This is a genomic window from Acinetobacter sp. GXMZU3951 (genome assembly GCF_054457875.1).
The window spans coordinates 167,147-193,359 of the sequence record NZ_JBTLFO010000007.1 but is presented as its reverse complement, the minus strand read 5'-3'; the positions used below and the strand labels follow the sequence as shown (position 1 = coordinate 193,359).

26 protein-coding genes are annotated in these 26,213 nt (G+C 42.9%); 16 read left to right on the top strand and 10 right to left on the bottom strand.

Translation table 11 applies throughout. From position 1 onward, the window contains the following. Positions 1-335: 335 nt before the first annotated feature. Positions 336-803 carry a MarR family winged helix-turn-helix transcriptional regulator gene (locus ACX17N_RS12325; protein WP_458892862.1) on the bottom strand — a complete coding sequence of 156 codons (468 nt, stop codon included), beginning with the start codon at positions 801-803 and terminating at the stop codon, positions 336-338. Positions 804-950: 147 nt separating this feature from the next. Between ACX17N_RS12325 and ACX17N_RS12320 the strand changes: the two genes are divergently transcribed. Genes ACX17N_RS12320 through ACX17N_RS12280 form a run of 9 tightly spaced genes read left to right on the top strand, consistent with a single transcriptional unit; the run spans position 951 to position 8,703 of the window. Next, positions 951-2,054 (top strand): amidase, encoded by a 1,104-nt coding sequence (locus tag ACX17N_RS12320; protein WP_458892861.1) that lies wholly within the window; start codon positions 951-953, stop codon positions 2,052-2,054. A gap of 45 nt (positions 2,055-2,099) precedes the next feature. Then, positions 2,100-3,248 carry an acyl-CoA dehydrogenase family protein gene (locus tag ACX17N_RS12315; protein WP_458892879.1) on the top strand — a complete coding sequence of 383 codons (1,149 nt, stop codon included), beginning with the start codon at positions 2,100-2,102 and terminating at the stop codon, positions 3,246-3,248. A gap of 27 nt (positions 3,249-3,275) precedes the next feature. Continuing rightward, a complete protein-coding gene (locus tag ACX17N_RS12310) occupies positions 3,276-3,635 on the top strand; it encodes an IacB protein (RefSeq protein WP_458892860.1) in 360 nt (119 codons plus the stop codon). Positions 3,636-3,645: 10 nt separating this feature from the next. Continuing rightward, positions 3,646-4,173 (top strand): nuclear transport factor 2 family protein, encoded by a 528-nt coding sequence (locus tag ACX17N_RS12305; protein ID WP_458892859.1) that lies wholly within the window; start codon positions 3,646-3,648, stop codon positions 4,171-4,173. Positions 4,174-4,200: 27 nt separating this feature from the next. Further along, a complete protein-coding gene (locus tag ACX17N_RS12300) occupies positions 4,201-5,478 on the top strand; it encodes an aromatic ring-hydroxylating oxygenase subunit alpha (protein WP_458892858.1) in 1,278 nt (425 codons plus the stop codon). A gap of 10 nt (positions 5,479-5,488) precedes the next feature. After that, entirely contained in the window at positions 5,489-5,974 is a 486-nt protein-coding gene (locus ACX17N_RS12295) for an aromatic-ring-hydroxylating dioxygenase subunit beta (RefSeq protein ID WP_458892857.1), read from the top strand. A gap of 10 nt (positions 5,975-5,984) precedes the next feature. Further along, complete coding sequence (locus ACX17N_RS12290) at positions 5,985-6,722, top strand: SDR family NAD(P)-dependent oxidoreductase (RefSeq protein WP_458892856.1); 738 nt, start codon at positions 5,985-5,987, stop codon at positions 6,720-6,722. A gap of 36 nt (positions 6,723-6,758) precedes the next feature. Beyond that, on the top strand, positions 6,759-7,712 hold the full coding sequence (locus ACX17N_RS12285) for a PDR/VanB family oxidoreductase (protein ID WP_458892855.1): 954 nt from the start codon (positions 6,759-6,761) through the stop codon (positions 7,710-7,712). A 37-nt stretch (positions 7,713-7,749) separates the two neighbouring features. After that, the gene (locus ACX17N_RS12280; protein WP_458892854.1) at positions 7,750-8,703 is read left to right on the top strand and encodes a p-hydroxyphenylacetate 3-hydroxylase reductase component; all 954 of its coding nucleotides are present in this window, start codon (positions 7,750-7,752) and stop codon (positions 8,701-8,703) included. A 162-nt stretch (positions 8,704-8,865) separates the two neighbouring features. Here ACX17N_RS12280 and catA read toward each other — a convergent pair whose 3' ends face one another. From catA to ACX17N_RS12255, 5 genes are all read right to left on the bottom strand, one after another. Then, positions 8,866-9,786 (bottom strand): catechol 1,2-dioxygenase, encoded by a 921-nt coding sequence (gene catA, locus ACX17N_RS12275; protein ID WP_458892853.1) that lies wholly within the window; start codon positions 9,784-9,786, stop codon positions 8,866-8,868. Positions 9,787-9,884: 98 nt separating this feature from the next. Continuing rightward, positions 9,885-10,916 carry an anthranilate 1,2-dioxygenase electron transfer component AntC gene (gene antC, locus ACX17N_RS12270; RefSeq protein ID WP_458892852.1) on the bottom strand — a complete coding sequence of 344 codons (1,032 nt, stop codon included), beginning with the start codon at positions 10,914-10,916 and terminating at the stop codon, positions 9,885-9,887. Positions 10,917-10,926: 10 nt separating this feature from the next. Further along, positions 10,927-11,418: an anthranilate 1,2-dioxygenase small subunit gene (gene antB / locus ACX17N_RS12265; RefSeq protein ID WP_458892851.1), complete on the bottom strand. Its 492-nt coding sequence runs from the start codon at positions 11,416-11,418 to the stop codon at positions 10,927-10,929. A gap of 2 nt (positions 11,419-11,420) precedes the next feature. Continuing rightward, on the bottom strand, positions 11,421-12,836 hold the full coding sequence (gene antA, locus ACX17N_RS12260; protein WP_458892850.1) for an anthranilate 1,2-dioxygenase large subunit: 1,416 nt from the start codon (positions 12,834-12,836) through the stop codon (positions 11,421-11,423). A gap of 165 nt (positions 12,837-13,001) precedes the next feature. Beyond that, the gene (locus tag ACX17N_RS12255) at positions 13,002-13,601 is read right to left on the bottom strand and encodes a TetR/AcrR family transcriptional regulator (protein WP_458892849.1); all 600 of its coding nucleotides are present in this window, start codon (positions 13,599-13,601) and stop codon (positions 13,002-13,004) included. A gap of 133 nt (positions 13,602-13,734) precedes the next feature. Between ACX17N_RS12255 and ACX17N_RS12250 the strand changes: the two genes are divergently transcribed. After that, positions 13,735-14,373 carry an NAD(P)H-dependent oxidoreductase gene (locus ACX17N_RS12250; protein WP_458892848.1) on the top strand — a complete coding sequence of 213 codons (639 nt, stop codon included), beginning with the start codon at positions 13,735-13,737 and terminating at the stop codon, positions 14,371-14,373. Between the two features lie 79 nt (positions 14,374-14,452). On the opposite strand, the gene ACX17N_RS12245 is transcribed toward ACX17N_RS12250, so the two are convergent. After that, positions 14,453-15,736 carry a sigma-54 interaction domain-containing protein gene (locus tag ACX17N_RS12245; RefSeq protein ID WP_458892847.1) on the bottom strand — a complete coding sequence of 428 codons (1,284 nt, stop codon included), beginning with the start codon at positions 15,734-15,736 and terminating at the stop codon, positions 14,453-14,455. Between the two features lie 200 nt (positions 15,737-15,936). On the opposite strand from ACX17N_RS12245, the gene ACX17N_RS12240 reads away from it, so the two are divergent. The 3 genes from ACX17N_RS12240 to ACX17N_RS12230 all read left to right on the top strand — a co-directional run bounded on the left by ACX17N_RS12240 (position 15,937) and on the right by ACX17N_RS12230 (position 19,176). Next, a complete protein-coding gene (locus tag ACX17N_RS12240; RefSeq protein WP_458892878.1) occupies positions 15,937-16,620 on the top strand; it encodes an MBL fold metallo-hydrolase in 684 nt (227 codons plus the stop codon). A gap of 11 nt (positions 16,621-16,631) precedes the next feature. After that, positions 16,632-18,287 (top strand): bifunctional protein tyrosine phosphatase family protein/NAD(P)/FAD-dependent oxidoreductase, encoded by a 1,656-nt coding sequence (locus ACX17N_RS12235; RefSeq protein ID WP_458892846.1) that lies wholly within the window; start codon positions 16,632-16,634, stop codon positions 18,285-18,287. Positions 18,288-18,396: 109 nt separating this feature from the next. Next, entirely contained in the window at positions 18,397-19,176 is a 780-nt protein-coding gene (locus ACX17N_RS12230) for a sulfite exporter TauE/SafE family protein (RefSeq protein ID WP_458892845.1), read from the top strand. A 102-nt stretch (positions 19,177-19,278) separates the two neighbouring features. Here ACX17N_RS12230 and ACX17N_RS12225 read toward each other — a convergent pair whose 3' ends face one another. From ACX17N_RS12225 to ACX17N_RS12215, 3 genes are all read right to left on the bottom strand, one after another. Then, positions 19,279-19,917 (bottom strand): class I SAM-dependent methyltransferase, encoded by a 639-nt coding sequence (locus tag ACX17N_RS12225; protein WP_458892844.1) that lies wholly within the window; start codon positions 19,915-19,917, stop codon positions 19,279-19,281. A 4-nt stretch (positions 19,918-19,921) separates the two neighbouring features. Beyond that, positions 19,922-20,263, bottom strand: coding sequence for a carboxymuconolactone decarboxylase family protein (locus tag ACX17N_RS12220; RefSeq protein ID WP_458892843.1), 342 nt, complete (start codon positions 20,261-20,263; stop codon positions 19,922-19,924). Positions 20,264-20,504: 241 nt separating this feature from the next. Then, the gene (locus ACX17N_RS12215) at positions 20,505-21,527 is read right to left on the bottom strand and encodes an AraC family transcriptional regulator (RefSeq protein ID WP_458892842.1); all 1,023 of its coding nucleotides are present in this window, start codon (positions 21,525-21,527) and stop codon (positions 20,505-20,507) included. A gap of 151 nt (positions 21,528-21,678) precedes the next feature. Here ACX17N_RS12215 and ACX17N_RS12210 point away from each other — a divergent pair, with 151 nt between their 5' ends. From ACX17N_RS12210 to ACX17N_RS12200, 3 genes are all read left to right on the top strand, one after another. Then, entirely contained in the window at positions 21,679-23,124 is a 1,446-nt protein-coding gene (locus ACX17N_RS12210) for a coniferyl aldehyde dehydrogenase (protein WP_458892841.1), read from the top strand. 114 nt (positions 23,125-23,238) lie between these two features. Then, a complete protein-coding gene (locus ACX17N_RS12205) occupies positions 23,239-24,957 on the top strand; it encodes a GMC oxidoreductase (protein ID WP_458892840.1) in 1,719 nt (572 codons plus the stop codon). Positions 24,958-25,451: 494 nt separating this feature from the next. Continuing rightward, complete coding sequence (locus ACX17N_RS12200; RefSeq protein ID WP_458892839.1) at positions 25,452-26,210, top strand: thermostable hemolysin; 759 nt, start codon at positions 25,452-25,454, stop codon at positions 26,208-26,210. Positions 26,211-26,213 lie beyond the last annotated feature (3 nt).

Sequence of the window (26,213 nt, the reverse complement as noted above, 5' to 3'; positions counted from 1 at the left end):
AGGATTAGATTTGATTCAGATCGATCGTGCTAAGAATGGCTCAAGCATATTTTTTGAATCGGAAATCGCATTTAAATGCAGAATTAAGTTTGAGCCGACCATAGATGCTTGAATAATTATTTTCTTTTTATATGTAAAATTCCATTACCTTTTGAGTATTTAAAAATACCCACGAAGTATGTTTAAGCGGCATTGATTGAAGACAGAAGGTGAAAATGGAATGACCGGGAAGCTGGAAGCAAAATTTAAATGAGATAAAAATTATAATAAAATGAAAAGATTAGCAGATAAACAGCAGTGGATTTACCACTGCTGAGGACAATCGTCAGTAGCGTTTAGCTAGAAGGCATCAATTCAAACAGCTTTTTTAATTGATGATTCAGTGTATGTAACTCTTCTTCCGAAAAGGCATTCAGAATCCCCGCTAAAGTCACGGCACTAATTTGGTTAATCTGTTCCACCAAAGACAAGCCCTTATCTGTCAGTTTCACCATGGAAATACGTTCATCCGTGGTTGAAGAAAATACTTCAACAATACCATCCTCGACTAAACGATACACGGCTTTAGTGGCTGTGGTCAGTTTTAGGGTGGAGAGGTTGGCAATGTCGGTAATGCTTGCTTCACCTAAGGCATTGGTACTCAAAATAATTTTACGACGAGTGTTGTCAATTCCCAGTTTTTTAATTGATTTTTCAATAAGTTGGGAATATTTACCATTCACTTGAGAAATCCAGAAAAAAGGGAAATTTCTAATACTTTCAGGTTCATTATTCGGTAAAAATTGTTCTAAATGGTTCAGCATGGCTAAGCAGTAACTTAGTAAAAATCGATAATTCTATTATAAACAAAATTTTGTGTGTTGCCTCGACAACTATTGGAAAATTTACTTGACAATTACATATAAATTTCCTATATCTATATTAAGGAATAAAAATACATGGAAAAGTGAATGAATATTGTAGCGCAATCAATTTCTATAGGTCAGGGGAAATTGAAAGTTATGATCAAAGACACGATAGATATTCAAGGCTTTAAAACCATTTCCGGCAGTCAAGCGTGTTTGGATACACCACCTGCGGAACACAATGCCGAGGTGATTGAGCATATTCTCAAAGCGGACTGCCAAATCATCGCCAAAACCAATTTACATGAATTGGCGTTTGGCATTACGGGAATCAATCATGCGTTTGGTACACCAACCAATCCTAAATATCCAGAACTGATTCCAGGCGGGTCATCTAGTGGCTCGGCAGCGGCGGTCGCAGCACATTTGGCGGATTTCACCTTGGGTACCGATACTGGGGGGTCTATTCGTATGCCGGCAGCATGCTGTGGGGTATATGGCTTAAAACCGACTTTTGGGCGTGTGAGCCGTCAGGGGGTACATCCTGCTTCGAGCAGTTTGGATTGTGTCGGGCCTTTTGCCAATTCTGTCGACATGCTTGAAACCGCCATGCAGATTATCGATCCCAGTTTTATTCCCTTAGCTCAAGTACCGCAGTCGCCTAAACTGGCCTTTTTGAATGTGGCTGCAAGCGATGTAGTTTGGGGCTGTATCGAAGATTTTATGGCCAAACGCAATCTGGGATTAGCACGTGAAAATGTTGAGTCTTTTCAAGCGGCATATGACGCGGGCATGCAGATTATCAATTATGAAAACTGGCAGGCTTATGGTGCATTAACCCAGACTGGACTGATTGGTGCCGATGTGAATTCACGTTTATTAAAAGCGGCGGCAACCAGCTTAGAACAGGTTCAGCAAGCACAACGGGTAAAAGAGCAGTTTACCCAAGAAATTAATGCCTTATTGGATCGTTATGATGCCTTAATCCTACCGACGCTGCCGCAAATTCCCCCCAAAGTTCAAGATGCTGAAAATACCGTCGCATTTTTAAATTTAACCAGTCTGGTCCGTCCTTTTAATGTGTCGGGGCATCCTGCGATTTCCATTCCCTTAGAAACAGAAGCGGGTTTACCGGTGGGATTACAAATTATTTGTAAGCAGCAACACGACGAACAATTATGTGCAATCGCTAAGTATATTGCGAGCTAAAACAAAGATATTACAAGGAGTTAGATAATGAATCATTTATCTAAAATGGAGTTTGTGTCACAAGATAAAGCAGCAGAATTAGATGCTTTATGCAAAGAAATTAGAACCCGAGCCTGTACAGGTGAGTTTGATAATCAAGCATTTGTCAGTCAGGACATCATTGAGAAGCTCAAGCAGATAGGGGTATATCGTGCCTTAGTGCCTAAACGCTTTGGTGGAGATGAGGTTTCGCCACGCGAGTTTTGCGAGTTGATTGAAACGCTCTCGAAAGCCGATGGTTCGGTGGGTTGGGTCGCGAGTTTTGGCATGAGTCCAGCCTATTTAGGTAGCCTGCCAGAAACAACGTTGGAAGAACTGTATAAAGATGGCCCTGATGTGGTATTTGCCGGCGGGATTTTTCCACCACAACCGGCCGAAATCACCGATGACGGGGTAATGGTGAATGGCCGTTGGAAATTCTCCAGTGGCTGCATGGGGGCAGACATTATTGGTGTAGGTATTGCACCGCTTAAAAATAATGAAATGCAGGGTTTACCCCGTATGGCAGTGATGCCAGCCCACAAAGCCAAAATTGAAATGACTTGGGATACTGTGGGTTTAAAAGGCACAGGTAGTCATGATTTGGTGGTGCAAGATGTGCTGGTCGAAAAACACTGGACATTTGTTCGCGGCGAACCTTCGAAATTACCGGAACCTTTCTTTAAATACCCATCGCTTTCCCTAGCGACCCAAGTGCTAACCGTTGTTGGTATTGGGGTTGCAGCGGCTGCACTAGAAGAATTTCAAATTTTAGCACCCGGTAAAGCCTCGATTACAGGTGGTGCAGAAATTGCCAACCGTCCTGTAACGCAATATGAATTTGCCCAAGCAGAAGCTGAATTTCAGGCGGCCAAAGCATGGTTCTACCAAACCATGGATATTGTTTGGCATGAAGTTGCAGCAGGACGCGTGGCAACGACGCAACAGATCAGTGATATGCGTTTGGCCTGCACACATGCGGCTCGAGTATGCGCCAAAGTTACACGCAAAATGCAAATGCTGGCAGGTATGACCGCCATTTATACCCATAACCCATTTAGCCGATTTGTGAATGACACCAATGTGGTGACTCAGCATGCCTTTATGGGCGATGCCACATTACAAAATGCAGGCTCAATCAGTTTTGGCTTAAAACCAAGCCCAGGCTATTTATAAGTTTAAATTTGGATAAAGGAAATCAAGATGGACGCGAAAAAAAGCTTACGAGTGTTGTTCTGCATGGGCATTAATCAGAATTTTTTTGATGCAACGCCAGAAGAAGCAAAAGCAGTTTGGGCGGCATTTGGCGAGATGTGGAACGGTATTCATGACCTGCCGGGCGTGCATGTATTTGGCAATCTTGATGATGACCAAAGCATGGTTGGACCAAGCTCAGGCTGGCCGTGGACGACGTATCTCTTAGCGGATGTACCCAACATTGAAACCGTGCATGCAGCCTGCAATTTATTGCGTACAACGGTGGTGGGTGAAGGTCCATTTAAATTATGGAAATACTGCAAGATTGAAGCACGTGTTGGACGTGAATTGATTATTCAACGTTAAGGTGCATGGCATGGATGACACAGTGAACTTGGCAACTATTTTGGCCCGTATAGAGCAGTTGGAAGCACAGAATGCCATTCGGAACTGTCTCAATCGTTATATGGAAATTTGTGATGAGCTGAATCCAAACACCAATTTGGATGAACTCATGGCACTTTTTGATGACGAATGTATTTGGGAAGGCATTGGTGAAAAATATGCAAAAAGCTTAGGCCGTTACGACTCTTGGCAAGCCATTTACGACATGTTCAAAAGCTATACCCAGCAGCAATCCCACTTTGTCATGAATGCCCATTTTGTCAGTTCGGAACAAATGGAAATACAACAGCAACAGGCCTGTGCAAGCTGGTTAATGTTGCAAACCTCAACCTTTCGCGATGGGCGCAGTCATTTAAATAGCGCCAAACTTACGGTGAAGTTTGTGCAGCAGGCGAATGGTCATTGGAAAATCAAGCATTTTCAAACTGAAAATATCTTCAGTCGCCCAGTTTCCCATTGGCACAGTGAAGCTGAACTGCCTGTTCCCAACAAGCATTAAATTTGAAATTTTAAAAGGATTATTGAAATGAACGGTTTGATTTCGACCCTCAATATTGGTGTGGATTACGAAAGTCTTGTACAGCATGACCGCGCACATACCTCGTTATACAAAGATGAACGCATCTTTAATGAAGAAATGGAAAAGATTTTTTATAGCACGTGGGTTTGGGTGGCACATGCCAGTGAAATTCCTGAAGCAGGTAGTTATAAAACCATCAATATAGGTAAGCAACCTGTAGTCGCAGTACGTGACCGTAAGAAAAAAGTCCATGTACTGCTGAATCGTTGCCGTCACCGTGCTGCGACTGTATGTGAACATAAAAAAGGTAAAACCAACAGTTTTGTCTGTCCATACCATGGCTGGAGCTATGCGCTAGATGGCACATTACGTGGTGTGCCTTCACCAGAAAGTTATGGCGAATGTTTGGATAAATCAGAATTGCCATTGATCAGCTTACGTGTTGAAGAATACAACGGCATGATTTTCGCGTCATTCAACCATGATGTAGAGCCTCTAGAGCAATTCCTCGGGCCTGCGAAAAAGTGGATTGATTTATTCATGAAACAAGGTGCCGGTTATCCAGTCAAAGTCTTGGGTGAGCACCGTTTTACCTTTCCGGGCAACTGGAAAATCCAGCTGGAAAATACCACTGATGCCTATCACTTCCCATTGGTACACAAGTCGTTCTTAAGTTCAGTCGATGAAAAAACCGAAGAGTTGTTCAACTTCGAAAATCAGCCGGGTTATGTCGAAGACTTGGGGAATGGCCACAGTGTGATGGTGATGATTCCAGAATTAGTCGATTTAGATGAAGAATTAATGGAACGCCCAATTCAGGAACGCTTTGAAGATTTAGCGCAAGCACTTCGTGATGAAGGACATGCAGAACTTGAAGTCCGTCGTATTGTGCGTGCAGTCGGTGGTTCTGGTTTTAACTTAAACCTGTTCCCGAACATCGCTTGTTCAATGGCATTTTTCCGCGTCATGCAACCCATTTCGGTTGATAAAACGGAAATTCACCACTCTGTGATTACCATGGATGGTGGACCACAAATCGCCAACCAATACCGTTTACGTTTACATGAACATTTCCAAGGTCCGTTTGGATTTGGTACGCCAGATGATGCAGAAGCTTGGGAGCGTGTGCAAAAAGGCGCTGCCGCTGGTGAAGATCTTTGGATCATGTTGAACCGAGGTTTACCGGGTGAAGTGAAAACGGAAGATGGTTTAAAAAGTGATGTCAGTGCTGAAACAGGGATGCGTGCAGCCTATCAGCAATGGAAAAAGTTGATGACGGCTTAAGGGGAACAACATGAAAATTGATTTGAATTTATTGAATGAAGTGACGGCTTTTATTTGGGCAGAAGCCGATATGTTGGATCACTCTGAGCATGCTGCTTGGCTGAATCTTTGGCATGACAAAGGGGTGTATATCATTCCCATTGATCCCAACCTGACTGATTACGAAAATAATTTGAACTATGCCTATGACGATCATCACATGCGCAAAATGCGGGTCGCACGCTTGGAAAATGGTGAAGCGATTTCAACATCTCCAAAAGCCAACACGGTACGCAGTATTTCACGTGTCCGCATTCTAAAAGATGAAGAAGGCGAAATCGTTTTGCGTTGTGCACAAAACTTGCGCGAATTCCGTAAAGAGAACCTGAAACACTATACCGCAGATGTGACCTATCACTTAAACCGTGATGCTGAGTCAGGTTTTAAAATCAATCGTAAAATCATTAACTTGATTAACTCGACCGATACCTTGGCCGGTATTAGTTACATTCTATAGGAGTATCGGTATGCAACAGGTTGTATTAGTGACAGGTGCTGCGTCGGGATTGGGTTATGTCATTGCAGAGTATTTTGCCAGTCAAGGTCATCAGGTGATTTTATCTGCCAGTACTTTGGAAAAAGCCGAGAAAGCCAAAGCACAGAGCCAATATGCTGAGCAGATATTCCCTGTGAAATTGGATATTTCCGTCGAAGCGGATTTTCATGCGGTGGTGCAGTGGATTGAGCAAAAATTTACCAAACTGGATGTGTTGATCAATAACGCCACCGTCACGAAGGCAACCCCTGTATTGGAGATTACGGCAGCAGATTTTGACTGGATTACTCAAGTAAATCAGCGTGGGACATTCCAGTCTTGTCAGATCATTGGGCAGTATATGGCAAAAAAAGGCTACGGACGCATTATTAATATGGCGTCTTTAGCGGGTCAAAATGGCGGTACGGCTACGGGTGCACACTATGCAGCCAGTAAGGGTGCGATTGTGACTTTAACCAAAATCTTTGCCAAAGAGTTTGCGGCTAAGGGTGTTACGGTCAATGCCATTGCCCCGGGACCCATGGAATCACCGATTGTCCATAGCGTCGTTTCTGATGAAAAAATGGAACAGTTTATCCAAAATATTCCCGTCAAGGCTTTAGGCAGCATGTCATTTATTGCCGAAACCTGTGCGTTGCTGGCCAGTCCAAATGCTGGCTTCGTAACTGGGGCGACATGGGATATTAATGGTGGATTATTCATGCGTTAAGCCTAGAGCTTCATGGATGAACAAGGAGAAATAACAATGACTACACTTTATGATGTTGTCGTAAAAAACCGCCATGTAGAAGGCGGCAATATTGCCGTAATTGAATTTGAATCGGCAACAGCAACCGTGTTGCCACAAGTCGAGCCGGGAGCGCACATTGATGTACATCTGCCAAACGGGATGGTGCGTCAATACTCGCTTTGCCAAAATCCAAATCAAGTAGGCAAGTTCCGACTCGGAATTTTAAGAGATGCAGAATCACGCGGTGGTTCAATCTCGGCTTTTGAAGACATTCAAGATGGTATGCAACTTCAGGTCAGTGCACCCAAGAATTTGTTTCCCCTTCAAGCCGCCCAACATACGGTGCTGATTGGCGGGGGCATCGGCATTACCCCATTGATTACCATGGCGTATCAATTGGCCCATCAAGGCGCTTCATTTGAGCTGCATTACTGTGGGGCAAGTGCAGACCGTTGTGCCTTTGTTGATGAAATTCAAAATGGGGTACTGGCAGTATTTACCACCTTTCATTTTAAGTCTGAAGGTGCCAGTCATCGTCAGTTCTTTGAGTTGGCCATCAAAGATCTAGCGCCTGACAGCCATATTTATACCTGTGGACCTGTGGGCTTCATGGATTGGGTCATTAACCTCGCAACAGCTCACCATTTCCCGCAAGAACAGATTCATAAAGAGTATTTCCAAGTGGAAACCGATACTTCAGGAGATGCCTTTGAGGTGGTGGCAGAGCGGAGTGGAAAAATCATTCTAGTCGATGCGGGGGAAACCATTTTGCAGGCTCTCGCCAAAGAAGGCATCAACATTGAAATGTCTTGTGAGCAAGGCGTCTGCGGCACTTGTATGTGCGATGTGATTGAGGGTGAACCTGATCATCGTGATGTGTATTTTACCGACGAAGAAAAAGCCAGTAATGAACAGATTTTGGTGTGCTGCTCACGTTCAAAATCAGCCCGTTTAGTTTTAGATATTTGATTCTTTGCCTTGTGATATGGAAATTGAGGAGAAAAAGATGAATGTAATACAAAAAGTAGAACCGTTGAGCATAGATCCTTTGCAATTCCGACGTGCATTGGGCAATTTCGCCACAGGCGTAACCATTGTGACTGCTCAGAATGAACAAGGTGAAAAAGTAGGGGTGACGGCTAACAGTTTTAACTCCGTGTCACTGGATCCGCCGCTGATTTTATGGAGCATCGACAAAAAATCCTCCAGTTTTTCGGTGTTTGAGCAAGCGACGCATTTTGCGGTGAATGTTTTGTCTGGTTCACAAATTGAATTATCCAATAAGTTTGCACGACGCAATATTGATAAGTTTGAGGGTACGCATTATCAGGAAGGTGAAGGTGCGAGTTTATTGCTTGAAAACTGTTCTGCGGTATTTGAGTGTGAACGACATCAAGTGATTGAAGGGGGTGACCACTGGATTATTATTGGCAAAGTGGTGAAATTTCATGATCAGGGTCGTAGTCCACTGGTCTATCACCAAGGAGCTTATTCTTGTGTCATGCCACATCCCAGCTTAAAACTGAAACATAGCACAGAACAGCCTAGCGAGATTCCGCAGCAAGGGCATTTATATAACAATGTTTGCTATTTAATGAGTCGTGCATTCAAGGCTTATCAAACAGACTATATTCCGAAGCAGCTGGCATCGGGTTTTCGCACCAGCGAATCTCGACTCTTATTGGTATTGGCCAGTGGTACAGCATCGAGTAAAGAAGATTTACCACGTGATATTGCCATGCCCATGCTGGAAGTCGAGCGTGCCGCAGACATCCTGAAACGTGAAGGGCTTTTGATGGATGATCAGCAGATGTATCAGCTGACCGAAAAAGGCAAACAAACTGCACAATACCTGTTTGAAATTGCCGATAGTCATCAGAATGATGTCTTCGAAAAATATCCGCTGCAAGAAAAAGAGGCGTTTATCAGCATGCTGCGTGACTTTGCTGGAGTCGCTTAAGCTGAGTAAAACTGATAAATCTTGGGATTTATCAGTTTTTCTATTTGCCAGCGTTGCTCATTTCAAGTTAAAGGATCAAATGTTTAGATCAAGTATATGTGCAACAGACATAGAAAAAGCCAAGGCAAACGCTTGGCTCATTCATGTTTAAACTTTTAGGTGTTATGCCACCGCACGACGACGCTCAACTTCAGTTGAAGGTGCAGAAGCCACCTCTTTCACTAACTCAATGTTAAACGTGATGTGTTTAAACGGCTTGTCTAAACCACGACGTTGAATTTCAGCAGGATCAGTCACATCGATTGCAGTTGCCACTAAGCCATCGCGGGTTGCAAAAGCGAAGTCATCCCAAAGGTACTGGTCACCTTCAATGTTGAATTGAGTGGTAAGCTTGCGGAAACCTGGTGCAGAAACAAAATAATGCACATGCGAAGGGCGGTTACCATGACGACCAAGCTTATTTAACACGGCTTGAGTCGTGCCTTCTGGTGGACAACCATAACCCACAGGCATGGTGGTTAAAGCGGTATATTGACCTTCAGCATCGGTCAAAATCGTACGACGCAAATTAAACTCAGATTGCGACTTATCAAAGAAAGAATAATTGCCCATGCTGTTGGCATGCCACATTTCTACTTTGGCATTTTCAATGATTTGACCATCCGCATCACGGACAATGCCTTCAATAATTAAAGTATCAATCTTATCCGATTCACTGCCATCATCCATACGTGCAAAACCAACAGTTTCAGGTGCCCCCGCCACATATAACGGCCCTTCAATGGTGCGTGGCGTACCACCTGTTACACCGGCTTTGGCATCTGCTTCATCGGCACGTAAATCTAAATAATGCTCTAAGCCTAAACCAGCGGCCAATAAGCCCAATTCATTGGCTTGACCAGCATCGGTAAAATATTCCAAACCTTTCCAAACTTCAGAGGCTTGAATATCCAAATCTTCAATGGCTTGGAACAGATCACCCAGCAGGCGAAAAATAATTTGTTGAATGCGTGCATCGACAGGTCCTTGTGCGGTGTCGACATTCATTTGTTTAACGAGAGCATCAATGTGTTGACGGTTCATACTCTATCTCCTGAAGTATGTGTATGTATGGGTAGCTGCTTGCTGTTGTTATTTCAGCTACCCGAGTCCCTCTGAATGATTAACCTAGCGTTGAGCAATTAGCTTCGAGCTGTATTACTTTGTAAAAATTTTTCACTATATAGTCGATAATCCTGCAACTCCTGTTCATCTAACCAGCTTTTTACCGCTTCGATCATTGGCGGTGGGCCACACAAATACATGTCGAAAGCCTGTTCTGCCAATTGATCTTTGTTTAAATGTTCATGAATAAAACCTGCTTTACCTTGCCACTCAGCTGAAGCCTTGGTCACAATCGGGTGATAACTAAAATGAGGAAGTTGTTCAGCATAAGCATGTAAACGATTTTGCTCGCACAGTTCAGATTCACTATTGACGCCATAGTAAAGCTGAATTGGAGGAGGGTTGGACTGTTCTAGCAGATTGTCGAGCATACCCAAGAAAGCCGATAAGCCTGTGCCTCCGGCTACAAAGACCAATGGGCGTTCGACTTCACGTAAATAGAAACTGCCCAGCGGTGCTTCCATAAGCAAGGTTTGACCCACTTGGCAGCGTTCGCGCAAGTAATTGCTCATGACCCCATTGGGTAAGAGCCGAATCAGAAACTGTAACTGGTTGCTGGCATTCGGGCGGTTGGCAAAAGAATAAGAACGCCAGTCATCCGTATCTGGAATTTGCAAGCGTGCATATTGTCCCGGCAAATATTGCAGTTGGGCGCTATGGCTACTGGCATCCAGATGTAAAATGGCCGTGGTTTCCGAAACCAGTTCTACGGCGGTCACTTTGGTGGCAATTTTGAGACTGTCACCTGCATGGCAAATACTGGAGTCGTGGTCAAAATAAAAAGCGGCATCCGATTTGACTCGGGTCTGGCAGGCCAGCATTTTACGGGCTGCCAAATCGCGTTCACTCAACGCATCTTCATCAACATAGTCTTGTTCATAGCTGCCAGTTTCGCATTGACCTTGGCAGGTGCCACAGACACCTTCACGGCAATCTAAGGGCAACTTAATGCCCTGACGGACTGCTGCATCAAGCAGCAATTCGTCTTGGTTTACAGAGATAAAAAAGGTTTTACCATCGGCAAAATTCAGTGCAACAGAATGTCCCATTGGATGCTCCTTACACGTGGTAGAAGTCGAGCACGGAATCAATCTTGTCATTCAGTAAAATACTGTGCTGACGACGAATCTTGAAACTGTGTTCGGTTGGGCGTAGGAGGTAAGTGGCATGACCATAGAATGAACCTTCCAAACCTTGGCGGTTATAGAGGGTATGCCAAGCAACTTTGGCTTCGATCAAGCCATCTTCACGCGTGTTGACTTGAACATTGTTAATACTGTGAAACGTGCGGGGTAAGGGCATAGCAGAGGCCGCTTTACCCGTACGAATACGGAAGACCCGATCTTCTAATCCAGTACGGTCAGCATAATAAATGTAAGACAGGCCCTGATTGGGGTCTTGTACATAGTTATGCTCATCAATCCACTGCGGAATATGGTACTCGCTGTCTTCATCATAAAGATCAAGATAGGCATCCCAGTCATATTTGTCGCAAAGCTCTGATTTTTTGTATAAAAATTGAGATACTGCAAATTGAAGTTGTTGTGACATGGTTACACCTCATCCATCACGGTATTATTTTGAAAAGTAAGATCCAGCATTTTTAAAGATTGCTTTTTGAAGCCATCCAGCATGAGGCGTTGCCAGTGACCATGTTGATTGACATATAAACCTTCATGGGTAAATTCACGGCCTGTAATCACAGGCGCAATGCCTAAATCAATTGAGTTCTTGGTTGGCCCGTATTCCCAAGTATGGTAGCCACGAGAAATATCGCTCCAGCGTTCTAGACGGGCTTGGAAGCCTTTTTGCTGTTCACGGAATTCAACCAGATCATCAGGTGTACCCAGACCTGATACATTAAAGAAGTCTTCAAATTGACGGATACGGTTACGACGTGCCTCAGCAGATTCGCCTTTCACCCCAATACACTGACTAATGACCTCGGTTTTATTCCATGCTACAGGGCGCACAATCCGTAATTGAGAGCTGATTTGATCCATGAAAAACAGGCTTGGATAGAGGTTTAAATTTCTTAAACGATGCATCGCCCATTCAGCATATTTTTGCCCGTACTTTTCCACCATATACGGCATAACCGTGTCATAGCCGGGACGCACTGTCGGATTGGGCATGTCACTGAAGAGTACTGTGTGGCCATTTTTAAAACTGAACCAGCCATCATCGGTTTCCGCATCACCTGCACCTAACTTGCTGTAATCGAGCGTGTCCAGTTCAGCGCCTTTTGCGGCATTGACCTGTTGGCGATGCTGTACGGTAGAAACATAGTTATAATGCACGGTGCTGACATGGTAGCCATCTAGACCATTTTCATTTTGCAATTTCCAATTGCCGGCAAAGGTGTAACTAGATTTACCTTGCAGGACTTCAAGCTCACCCGTCGGCGACTGATTGACCATTAAGTCGAGGAAAATTTTACTATCACCTAAGAACTCTTCCAAAGTGTCCGTGGCTTGGGTGTCCAAACTCACAAAGACAAAACCACGGTAACTGGCAATACGGCCTTGTTTGAGTCCGCGGGTGGATTTATCAAAATCTTCACAATATTCGCCTGGAGCTTTGACCTTGACCAAGCGTCCATCAGACTTGTAGCACCAGGCATGGAATGGGCAGGTAAACGTAGATTGATTGCCTTTGCTGACACGCGTCAGCGTTGCCCCGCGGTGTTCACAGGCATTGACCATGGCATGTAATTCACCTTGGCCATCGCGGCTGACAATGATTGGTTGACGACCAATTTGTACCGTTAAAAAATCATGGTTATTCGGAATTTCGCTTTCATGGCAGGCATAGATCCAGACTTTTTCGAAAATGAATTCCATTTCCAAATCGAACAGTTCAGGTTGGGTAAACATGTCACGAGCAACGCGAAAAACACCATCCTGAGGGCGGAAGTCAATACATCCATCCACCAAGTCATTCCATTGTTGTAAATTTGAAGTGGTCATCTGCTTAATCCTTCAGTCAATCAGCTTTTGATTGATTGAAACGCGATTAAGCACTGGGCTCTATCCACTTTTTCCAGATGTTTATCCAGTCTGTGCAGCTTTCCTCGCTAGGTGCGAGATAAGGAATGGTTTCGGTCTGCACAAGCCTAAAGAGGGTTATGCCAACTAATTTTGCGGAATCAGTTGCTGCATAATCAGATGGATATATTTAGTTAAGTCATCTTTAAAAATCATATATTGCAGGGCTAAACCATAGCTGAGCGCAATAATTTCTAGCAGCTTGCTTTCACGATGTGCCGCATCATGAGTGGCAAAATCAGGAATTAGTGCTAATAAAACCTCCAAAATCTGTGCCTGATGTAGCTGCCAAACTTGCTTATATTCGGCCGCAAAAAGAGCATCCCGAGCGGCATATAATTGCAATTCAATTGAGATTTTGAGCCATTCATCATTTTTAAAAAAGTCGATTAACCACTGTTCCAGTGCAGGGGCCAAGCTAGAAAGTTCGGCATGGTTGTGTTGAATCATGACTTGTAATTGCGCATTTTCACGTTCAAATTGAATTTTCATCAACTGCAGGAGAAAATCCTCTTTGTGCATGAAATTAGAGTAAAAAGCACCTTGAGTGTAGCCTGCATATTTTGAAATATTGCGAATGGATACCGCACTATAGCCTTGTTCTGAAATCAAGCGAAAACCTGCTTGAATTAAATGGTGTCGTGTTTGTAACTGCCGTTCTTCACGTGAAATTTTACTGTGGTTCATCCGGGGTTCTAAATTTCAGATATCACTTGATATCTTAATTTTTATCCGTTACTTTGGCTATGTTTATTTCAGATCTCAACTGTTATCTGAAAAATTCAACAGAATAACAAGGTATAAAATGAACCACTCCAATATGAAAAAAATTGTACTGATCAATGCACATCCTTCAGCGACGAGTTTTAATCAGGCATTAGCCCAAGCTTATGTGGATGCAGTAGCCGACAATCTACAAGTCGAGCTGATTGAAATTGGCAAATTGAATTTTGAACCCAATTTGAAATATGGCTATGAACAACGCATGCCGCTGGAACCAGATTTACAGGCTGCTTGGGAGAAAATTAAAGTTGCCGATCATCTGGTGTGGATTTTTCCCGTTTGGTGGGGTGGCTTACCTGCAGTCAGTAAAGGGTTTATAGATCGCGTATTTTTACCTCGCCAAGCATTTAGTTATGTCGGAAAAAGCAACCGTATTCGCGGGCATTTAAAACATAAAAGTGCCAGAATTATCACGACGCTGGATCAGGCGGGTTGGACTTATAAATGGTATTTTGGCGAACCCAGTACACGACAGCTTAAAGACACCACCTTAAAATTTTGTGGAGTCGGCAGGGTCAAGACCCATTATTTAGGTCCTGTTCGTGGTTCAAGCCTATCGCAACGACAAGTTTGGCTGGCGTATATGCAGGAATTGGCTCAGCGTGATAGCCGTATGTTGCTCAACAAGTCTGAGCAAGGGTTCACGGAGCGTCTACGATTGTATTTTTCAAATTAATCGAAGAGCTACAAGTTATCAGCCGAACCTGACCGTACAAACGGTGTTTGCTCACACCATGTTCAGTGAATCCTAGCGGTTAAAGACCAAATTTTTTGCGATATCGCCATAAACTGGTCCGACTGATGCCAAGCGCCTGTGCTGTCAGTGCCAAATCATGCTGATATTTGTTTAAGGTGTGCTGTAAGGTATAGGCATCGATTTTTAGCGGAACAGCCACAGTAAAACTCTGCTCAGCTTGACGTGGATTTTCCGATTCTGGTTCGGCATGCACAATCTCATCAGGTAAATCTGTGATGTCGATTACAGATCGGCCATGCGCCATGGCAAGCGCATAGAGCAGGGTATTTTTCAGCTCTCGGACATTACCAGGCCAGTCATATTGCATCAGGGCTGTCATTGCGGCATCGGACAAAACTGGATTTTGCATTGCAGTTCGATGCTCATGCAGCAGATATTGTGCAATGGTCGGAATATCTTCTTTCCGCTCACGCAGTGGTGGAACAAATATTGGAATCACGCGTAATCGATACAATAAGTCTTGTCGGAAACGCCCATGTTTGGCTTCTTCCCGTAACGCACGATGCGTTGCTGCAATAATCCGCACATTGGATTTAATCGACTTTTCTCCGCCTAAAGGCGTGAATTCGCCCATTTCCAGTACGCGCAGTAATTTGGCTTGCAGTTCTAGTGGAATTTCAGCAATTTCATCTAAAAACAGCGTGCCCCCTGCGGCACGTTCAAATACACCTTTATGTTCCCGAATGGCCCCTGTGAAAGCCCCTTTAACATGCCCGAACAATTCACTTTCTAATAAGCTAGCATTTAAGGCCGCGCAGTTAATCGCAATAAACGGGTGTTGGCTTCTTTGACTCTGCGCATGAATGGCGTGTGCCACCAATTCTTTGCCGCTTCCCGATTCACCGCGAACTAAAACCGGAAACTCAGTAATCGCAACCCGTTCAATAATCGAAAACATATGTTGCATGGCACTTGAATGACTATGAAAGGTGTCTTGTAGCGAGGGTTTTTGCTTTGCCACGATGCTATGTTTGCGCTGGCCTGTCATCGGTTGAAAGAGATAAATCTCGCCTGCAAATTCTTGATCTTGAACACGGATTTTTTTATATGTCAGTACATATTCTAATGCTAGCTCTGACAGTTCAAGGCTTGCTGCTTCTAGCGGATGTTGTTGTACTAAGGTTTTTAATGCATTCAGGGTGGTTTTGTATTTTGTTTGGCTATAGGTATAGATAATTTGAGCAGTTTGATTGTCTCGAATGATTAAGAAGCAATCATCTATAAGCAACTGTATTTGTTCTAAAAACAATTCAAGCTGCGCTTGGTGGGCAAAGGTAAGCATAGCTATATTGTTTCACTTGATGATTCATATGGTTCTAATTGAAACATGATATGAAACAAATGTGAAACATGATTTGTGATTTGTAATCATAAATCTATTTATAATATATTGTTTTTTATTAATATAATTAAATAAGATAAAAGTTGGCATTGAGTTTGCAAATTAAGAATAAAGAAATGCATTATTCAGGATATGCCGACATGATTTTTCATCAATTTTTTGAAGTAGAAAGCTCAACGTATACCTATCTCTTGGCTTCAGAGCACACTCGGGAAGCGGTGTTAATCGATCCTGTGGCATCTGAAATTGACGTTTATAGCCAGTTTTTACAATCCCATGATTTAAAACTGGTGTATAGCCTCGATACCCACGTACATGCTGACCATGTGACCGCAGCAAATGTATTACGTGAAAAGTTTGGCTGTAAAACCGTTTTGCATCGTAATTCAGGGGTCAGTTGTGGCGATATTTTTATCTCGGATGGTAGTGCCATTCGCATTGGTGAAATTACCATAGAAGCACGCTATACCCCAGGGCATACCAATGCCTGTACCAGTTATGTGGCCGAAGGTATGGTTTTTACTGGGGACGCATTATTAATTGATGGCTGTGGTCGTACTGACTTTCAGGAAGGTAATGCTGAAACCTTGTATGACAGTATTCATCAACAGATCTTTTCCTTGCCTGATGAAACCGTGGTGTATCCAGGGCATGACTATAAAGGTCGTTTAGCCTCAACTGTTGAGCAAGAGCGTTTACATAATTCACGTTTAGGCGCAGGGCGCACCAAGGCAGAGTTTGTGGAGATTATGCAAAACTTGAACTTACCTTATCCAAAAAAAATCGATATTGCTTTACCTGCCAATAAAGCATGTGGTCAGTAAAGGAGAGCAACATGCAATTAAAACAAGTGAATGCCGAATTCTGGGTTGCTGACCAAATTACGGTACCAGATATTGAACAGATTGCCAGCCGCGGCATCAAGACCATTTTTTGTAACCGTCCTGATGGTGAAGGGGCTGATCAGCCGAATGTGATTGAAATTGAGCAGGCTTTACAGCCTTATGGCATTCAAATCCAGTATTTGCCTGTCGTGAGCGGCAAAGTAACCGATGCACAGGCCGAAGAATTTAAGCAACTGTACACACAGGCGCAAAAACCTTTATTGGCCTATTGCCGCTCAGGTACACGCTCCATGACTTTGTGGGCCTTGTCCCAAGTGGCCAATCAAACACTTGAGCAAATGCTGCTGACGGCTAAAACATTGGGCTATGACCTACAAGGAGTAGTGCCACGAATTTTGCAACAACACAGTCATAACCAAGAAAATATTCCTAAATTCACGGTGGTGATTGTGGGTGGTGGTGCAGCCGGCATTTCTGTGGCATCAAGTCTGCTGTCTCGCCAACCAAATTTGGATATTGCCATTATTGATCCTGCGGAAATTCATTATTATCAGCCGGGTTGGACTATGGTTGGCGGTGGAATCTTCAAGCCTGAAAAAACGGTACGCACAATGGCGAGTTTAATTCCAAAGCAGGTGCAATGGATTAAGGCGGCTGTTGCGGCTTTCGACCCTGACAATAAACAAGTGCTGCTCGAGGGTTGTAAGCCGCTTAACTACGAAGCCTTAGTGGTTTGTCCGGGGATTAAACTGAATTGGCATGGTATTGAAGGGCTGGTCGAAACCTTAGGAAAAAATGGTGTCACCTCCAATTACCGTTATGACTTGGCACCGTATACCTGGCAGTTGGTGCGTGAGTTAAAACAGGGTAAAGCCGTATTTACCCAGCCACCGATGCCGATTAAATGTGCCGGAGCACCACAAAAAGCCATGTATTTGTCTGCGGATCATTGGCAAAAACAAGGGGTGCTCAACAATATCCAGATTGATTTTTACAACACAGGTGCCGTGCTGTTTGGCGTAGCGGCCTATGTACCTGCGTTAATGGAATACGTTAATCGCTATGCCGCAAATTTACATTTCAATCACCAGTTAGTGAAGGTAGATGGGCAACGTAAACGGGCATGGTTCAAACACACGGAAGGGGAAAACAGCAGTATTGTCGAAACAGATTTTGACATGATGCATGTGGTTCCACCGCAACAGGCACCGGATTTTATTCGAGCCAGCAATTTGGTCGATCAAGCAGGTTGGGTCAGTGTCGATCAAAACACCTTACAGCATACGCAATACCCGCATATTTTTGCTTTAGGGGATGTGATGAATGCACCGAATGCCAAGACGGCAGCAGCGGCACGTAAACAAGCACCGATTGTGGCGGTCAATGTACTCGAATATTTGCAAGGTGGCAGCAACTTTGCGCAATACGATGGTTATGGTTCCTGCCCATTAACCGTAGAGCGCGGCAAAATTGTTCTGGCCGAGTTTGGTTATGGCGGCAAGTTGCTGCCAAGTTTCCCGAAATGGCTGTTAGATGGCGAAAAACCAACCCGACTGGCCTGGCTACTCAAAGAGCAAATTTTACCTCCAATGTACTGGGATGGCATGCTCAAAGGGCATGAGTGGTTAGTCAAACCCAAACGCTAGTTTTTACTTAATTCCTTTCAAGACAATAACCTACCTGTATGCGTACAGGTGGGAGAGGGATTATTTATCTTCAAAAATAATCCGCCATTCTGTTTAAGAGGTACTCACCATGTGGTTGTTAGTGTTAGAAGGCTTGGCAATAGGCTGTTTGCTCGGATTAACAGGGGCAGGCGGTGGCATTCTTGCGGTGCCGGCATTAATGGCGAGCCAAGGCTGGAGCGTAGCACAGGCTGCACCAGTTGGTTTATTGGCTGTCACCTTGTCGGCATTTGTGGGAAGCATTCAGGGTTTAATCAAAAAAATTGTCCGTTATCGTGCAGCCATTTGGATTGCCGTGATTAGTATTCCTTCGGCACGCTATGGGGTACAGCTGTCCAATGTGGTTTCACCGGTTTGGCTCAGTATCGCTTTTAGCTTGGTCATGCTGGTGGTGGCCTATCGGGTCTTTTTTAATAAAGTCAATGATTTGGACAATCCACCTTGTAAAGTCAATAAATCCACAGGGCGTTTAATCTGGAATGTGAAAACAGCGTCAGTGTTAGGCTTGATTGGTGTGGTGGCAGGCTTATTAACCGGTTTGCTGGGAGTGGGTGGCGGTTTTGTGATTGTACCTGCTTTACGTAAAGCAACTGACCTCGACATGAACAGTATTGTGGCAACCTCGCTGATGATTATTTTTTTAATTGGCGGCGTAAGTATCTCTATTCATGTTTTAGATGGGTTTCAATATCCCATCAGTATTTCAGCCACCTTTGTACTTGCTTGTATAGCGGGGATGCTGATTGGGCGTAAAGCAACCCATTTAATTCCATCAAATGTCATTCAAAAGATTTTTGCTGTGACAGTGATTGTGGTTGCTTTGTCTATGCTGCTAAAAGCACTGGCTTAAGCGAGTTACCCCGATCGTTGTACTGAACAGTTGTTCATCCGCTTTAACCCATTTAAAGCAGTAACATAGTCCTCTAAAAAGTTGCTAGGTTACTGCTGTGTTTTATTCTGCCGACTTATTTATTTGTATTGCAAATTGCATCACATGCGAAAGCCCATGATGCAATTGACCTTCAAAACGCTCAACTTCACCGACAAAGAAGTGCATCAAATGATCGTTTTTAAAATATTGAAGAAATTGAATAGGGTCATAAAGCATGTCTATGCTCGGTGGTCCTCCAGTGTGATAGGCCAGTTGTGCAGTTGAGTAAACCTCACCGATGAAATAACCGTCATGTTTTAAGCTTTCACGCACGCCCTTGAGTACGTGTTGTCGGGTATTGGGGTCAAAATGCCCAAATACACAGATGATGTTGTCATAGGTATTTGGCTGCCACGTGGCTTGGCTTAAGTCGATGTGGCGCGTTAGCAGGTGAATGTCTTTTTCAGCGGCATAACGCTGTGCTTTATCTAAGGCCACTTGTGAATAGTCCCAGAGTTCAGCATTGAAAGAGCGATGCTGTAACTGTGCTTGCTTGGCCAGAAACAGCAGATTTCGACCTTCACCTTCTGCCAGCCCCAAAGTTTTACCTGAAACTGCTATTTTCTTGGCAATCTGTTGGATAAACGCATTTGCATCCTGACCATATAGATGGTCTTGTTGTGCGTAGCATTCATCCCATGGATTATTTAATGGTTGCATAGAGCTATTCGGTTTGGGTAAATTCTTTAAAAGCCGAAACTGCATTCGCAGCATACATTAACGATGGTCCACCGCCCATATAGACGGCAATGCCCAATACTTCATTCAGCTCTTCAAAACTCATGCCCATTTTGACCAAGGTGCGCACATGAAAACCAATACAGCCATCACAACGGTTGGCAACGCCAATGGCTAGGGCAATCAGCTCTTTGGTTTTGGCATCCAAAATACCGTCTTTCATGGCAACTTGAGACAGGGCATTAAAGCTTTTAATCAGATCGGGTGATTGTTCCCGCATAGTTTTAATATTGGCAGAAATTTCTTGGGTAATTTCAGTATAACGCATGATGATTTACCTACTTTTTTTATGACTTTATAGCTTTAAATTAGCACACTTTTTACTCTATATATTATAAGTTTGTATATTAATTTTTGGGTTGGATGGAGTGTTTTAATTTATTGTTTTATATTGTTTATTTTATTTATTTCATGTCGATTCAGGCATGCGGATTCATCAAGCAGCATTTAAAATGAAACCAATCGTAGTGCTTTGCCATGCAGTAAATCAGGGATGAGCAAGCAAGCCATTAATGCGCCAATGCCTGTTTATGTTTTTCACGCCATTCTGAAGGACTCATGCCAAACCAATGCTTAAAATTACGACTAAAAATTGACAGTTCGGCATAACCCAGTTGTAAGGCGAGGTCGGTCAGACTAACATTACCTGATTCGAGCATTCGGATCGCTTCTTTTTTACGGACATCCTCAAGCAAGTCCCGATAGGTCGTTCCATACATTTTTAAAATGCGTTGCAATTTTTTCGGGTGCATCCCCACACACAATGCAATTTGTTCAATACTACAGTCACCAGTAGCTAGCAGCATGCGAACAGAGCTTTCAATGAGCGTTGTATTATCACTGGCTTTAGCACTAGTTTGTGTTTCGAGTTGTTGAACAATTAATTGGTTTACAAAGGCTTCATTAAATAAATAGGGTTTATGGTTTAAAAAGGAAGAAGGGAAATAGAGCGCATCATCTTCTGCATTAAATTCAACCTTACAATCAAAAAGTTTTTTAAAAATTTGAGTATTGCTTTTCGGCTTATTTTGTTTCAGTTGTATTTTTTCGGCATGCCAAGCGGAACCAATTAAGTCTTTTAGAATATTGGAAATAAGCGAAATGCTTAATTGGGACTTTTGAGGAACTTCCATATTATATTCACTTAAGCGTACGAAAGTGAGTTTACACAGTTGCTCATTAAATTCGGTGACTTGAAAGACGATACCATCTGCATGAAGATAAACATACTTTTGAGCAGCGATTAATGCTTCTAAAATGGTTGGTTGTCGGGACATATAGACACCAATCAAGCCAATGGTGCTAATATTTTGTAATGCGCCAAGTTTTACCCCGAAGCAATCATCATGGCAGCGTAAAGCCGCGATTTCTAATAAAGTTAAATAATGCTCATAAGGAATAAATGAGTCAGGGTCTCGAAGTAATGAGGGCAATATGCCGACCTGTTTTAAAATGTCTATAGGATTAACATCATAACTACGTACGAGTTTTTCAAATCCGCCAAGACTGGCTGCACGAATATAACTTGCCATAGTAATGTTCCAGTTGTCCTAAAATATCAATTTATTGTCTTAAATTATCAAGCGATCTTCAAGTGATTTGATAAAGTAATGTGAGAGATTCAGTCCATTTAGGCACAAAAGAGCGATTTAGTCACCTTCATAGCCGTTATAAGGAAAGTCTATGCAACTTACAGTTCAGTCTCATATCGAGCAAACAGTTATTGAACAGACATTATATGACTGCTTTCAGTTACAACAAAGCAGCTTCCGACAACATGGTATAGAAAACAATGCGGAAAGAAAGCAGCATTTACTCAATTTAAAAGCCATGATTAATAATCATCGTGAAGCAATTATTGAAGCATTGAATCGTGATTATGGTAATCGTTCACGGCATGAAACCCTATTGGCGGAAATTATTATTGCTACAGATGACATTAACAGTAGTATTAAGCATTTAAAACAATGGACCAAAGTACAGAAACGTAAAGTGGATCATAGTATGTATTTTGGTGCAAAAAACCTTGTGATCCCGCAACCTTTGGGCGTAGTCGGCATTATTGTGCCGTGGAATTTTCCGGTTAATCTGATGTTTTCTCAGCTTTCCGCCGTATTTGCTGCGGGTAATAGGGCTATGGTGAAGCTTTCTGAGAATTCACGTCATTTGGCAAAACTGTTGATTGAAATTATCCCGAAATATTTCAAGCCTGAAAAATTACAGATTTTTGATGAAACTGGTGAGGTTGGAATTGCCTTCTCAAAAATTCCATTTGATCATTTAATGTTTACAGGTTCTGGTGCGACGGGGCGTAAAGTGATGGCAGCCGCTGCGCAGAATTTAACGCCAGTAACTTTGGAGTTGGGCGGGAAATCACCTGCGGTCATCGACCCTGACTATCCTATAGAAAAAGCTGTGGAACGGATTATGTTTGTGAAACAGTTTAATGCGGGTCAAATTTGTACCAATGTCGATTATTTATTTGTACATGAGTCGAAGTTGCAAGCCTTTATTCAAGCAGCGACAGCTTGGGTTCAAGCACATGTGCCTGATATTCATAGTAAAGACTATACGTCAGTTATTGATGATCGTGCCTATCATCGCTTAATTCAAAGTTTGGCAGATGCTGAAGCAAAAGGGGCCGAGCTGATTAACCTAAATCAGCAAGAGCCTGATGCTGCTTCACGGAAAATTCCGCTGACGTTGGTTTTAGATAGTCATGATCAGATGGAAATTGATACGCGGGAAACCTTTGGTCCGATTTTGATGGTGAAAACCTATCAAACGCCTGAACAAGTGGTGGACTATATCGTGCAGCGTGATCGACCATTGGCATTTTATCCATTTAGCCATAACAAAACTTTGGTTGAGTACTATATCAATCGTGTTATGTCGGGTGGGGTATCTGTGAATGATGCTTTATTCCATGTCGGGCAGCACGATTTGCCTTTTGGTGGCGTGGGGGCGAGTGGCATGGGGCATTATCATGGTTATGAAGGTTTTTTAACGTTCTCTAAAATGCGCCCAGTATTTTATCAGGCCGGTTTTTCCAGCTTGAAATTCTTGGCACCGCCATATGGCAAGTTCGCGACATGGGTATTGAATTTTTTAATCCGGTTAAAATCTTAATCGTCAGATTGTTAAACTTGAAGAGAACTGTAGCGCCTCAAACAGGTTGCTTTGAGGCTTAAGCAGCAGTCTTGCTACACAGGGACAAATAACAACTATTAAAGGAGTAATAGTATGGACAATAAACATTTTGATTATGATCAAATTGTGATTGGTTCAGGTTTTGGTGGATCGGTGAGTGCCTTACGTTTAAGCGAAAAAGGCTATAAGGTTTTAATTCTTGAAAAAGGCTTGCGCCGTGAAGATCAGGATTTTCCGACCACGAATTTAGATACCAAAAATTATTTGTGGTTACCTGAATTGGGATTCAAAGGCACCATGCAATTTACCTTCACCAGTAAAACCACCATTCTGCATGGCGTAGGCGTAGGGGGTGGTTCGCAAATTTATGCCAATGTACATTTGATCCCAGCTGATGCCGTGTTTGAGTCCGAGGCTTGGACTAAAATTCGTAAGGACTGGAAAGAAACCCTCAAGCCATTTTATGGTTTGGCACAGCGTATGTTGGGTACGGCTACCAATACCTATACCAATGTGGCAGACGAGACCTTAAAAGCAGTGGCGGGTGAAATGGGCTACGCCAATTCCTTTAAAACGGTAACGACAGGGGTATTTTTCCCACAAGCAGATGGACAACAAGGGAAAGCTTTTTCAGACCCTTATTTCAATGGTGATGGGCCAGAGCGTAAAACGTGTATGTATTGTGGTGCTTGCATGTTGGGTTGCCGCAAAAATGCCAAAAATACCCTCATGAAAAACTATCTGTATTTCGCAGAACGAAATGGGGTGGAAATTCGCCCAAGTTCAGAAGTCATTAAAATTACTCCGCTCAGTGCAGATGGCAGTGAGGGCTATGAGATTCTTGTGAAAGAAACCCTTGGCAAAAATGTTCGCCAGTACAGCTTACGTAGTCGTGGCATCGTATTATCGGCAGGCGTGATGGGTACAGTTCCTATGCTGTTGAAAATGCGGGATCAATACAAAACCTTGCCTAAAATCTCATCATTACTCGGACAGGAGATTCGGACAAACTCCGAAACGCTCACGACAGCCAATAACACGCGCGAAAGACTGGACGATGGGGTCGCAATCAGTTCATTTATTTCGGTCGATGCGGATACCAATATTGAAGTGACTCGCTTCCCCGAAGGTGCAGATGCTTCATGGATTTATATTCCCTATGTGCCAATGGTGACAGGACAGGGTGTGATCCGCTTTATGAAGTTTTTGTTGAATACGCTCATGCATCCATGGAAAACCTATAAAGTGTTGCGTTATAAGGGCAAAGCCAAAAACTCAATCATTTTGTTGGTAATGCAAAAGTCAGAGGCATTCATTCATTTGGAATGGCGTCGTAAGTGGTATCGACTGTTTAAAAACAGTATTACTGCGGTACAAAAACCCGAGGATACACCACTGACAGTCTCCTTTCCTGCTGCGGAAAAAGCCACGAAAATGATCGCAGAAAAATTGGGTGGAGAACCTGGCTCGGCATTGACGGAGATTTTACTCGGTACACCAACCACAGCGCATATTATGAGTGGTGTACCCATGGGCAGTGACAGCACGAATGGAGTCGTGGATTTTACCGGTGAAGTTTTTGGTTATAAGAATTTGCGGGTTATCGACGGTTCTATTGTGCCTGGTAACTTAGGGGTGAATCCTTCATTGACCATTACGGCACTGTCTGAATTCGCCATGAGCCAAATTCCCGTTTTTTCTGAAGAACGTGCGGCTAAAATTAAACGAATTCAGTTTAGTCAGCCATTGGCAGGGCAAGTCTCTGCACTGGATGGTACTGGCGATTTAGCATCGGCTTTAAGTCGCGTTTAAGCTGAAACAGAGATGATCCATTATTGCTGGGGCAGTAATGGATTGCTCGTGTTTGGGTTCTTTATAAGATCAATCACAAATTGCAGCAGACAAATATGCCCTAGTTCAGTTCAATGGCTAAACAGGCTACAGCACCATGACTTCATATTTAAAACCTTATATATTTTTATAATTAATCACTATTTTAACTGTTTTTTATTGCAGCCATCATTCCTAGTCTGCTTATGCAAACGTATTTTTAAAGCGATATATTAGATGTATTTAAAATACGAAAGATAATAGTTTTCAATACGCCGGTTGTGCCTCGTATTTAAGTCATATTATTGTAACTGTGCTTAAGCTTTAGAATCTGTTATTTACTATTTAATCTATTGATTTTAAATTATTAAAATAATTGAATGCAGCATGGTGTAATGTAATTGTCATAAATAATTTAAGTAATTTTTAAGTTTCAAAACTTATTTTTTAACTAATCTATTTATGGCGAGATGACTATGACGACATTCATCTTTGGGAAAAATTTTACGACTGAATTTAATAGTCTAAATTATTTTATAAATCATCCAATCTATAAAAACTATGCTTTAAAACCTGAAGATTTATTGGCTCAACAGACTAAAAAAACCTATGAGCTTGTGTCACTGAAAAAGAATATGCAGCTCACGGTACATGATGTTTGTTCACGCGAGCCGGAACGGCAGCAGGTTGAGGAATATATCAGTTTAAAATATCGCGAAATGCACAAAGCTACATTGTCGCATTTCTCCTCGACGTTATTTGTTGGCACAGCGAACCAGCAAACTCAGGTGGCAATTGGCATTGAACAGCTACAATCGCATCAAGCTTTTTTGGAACAATACCTTGAGCAACCGATTGAACAGACCTTAAAAAAAATAACCCAGCAAGATGTAGCACGAAACAAGATTGTGGAAATTGGGAATCTGGCATCGCAAAACATGGAATACGCCAAAATGATCGTGGCATTTTTGGTGTTCTATTTAACCCTTGAAGAAGTGGAATGGGCGGTGTGTACAGGCACAATCGCGGTACGTTATGTGCTTCAGCAAATGGGGCTGCATTTTCAAGTCTTGGAAAAAGCCGACCCAGACGTATTGGGGGAAGCGAAAAAGCAGTGGGGGAATTATTACCAGCAGAAACCTTTGGTTTTAGCCATTAACGTGGCAGATGCTTTGGCAGCTACGCTACCGCACTTTACGTTTAAGCAAAAATGTTCAGTAAAACAGGTGGGCTAAGCA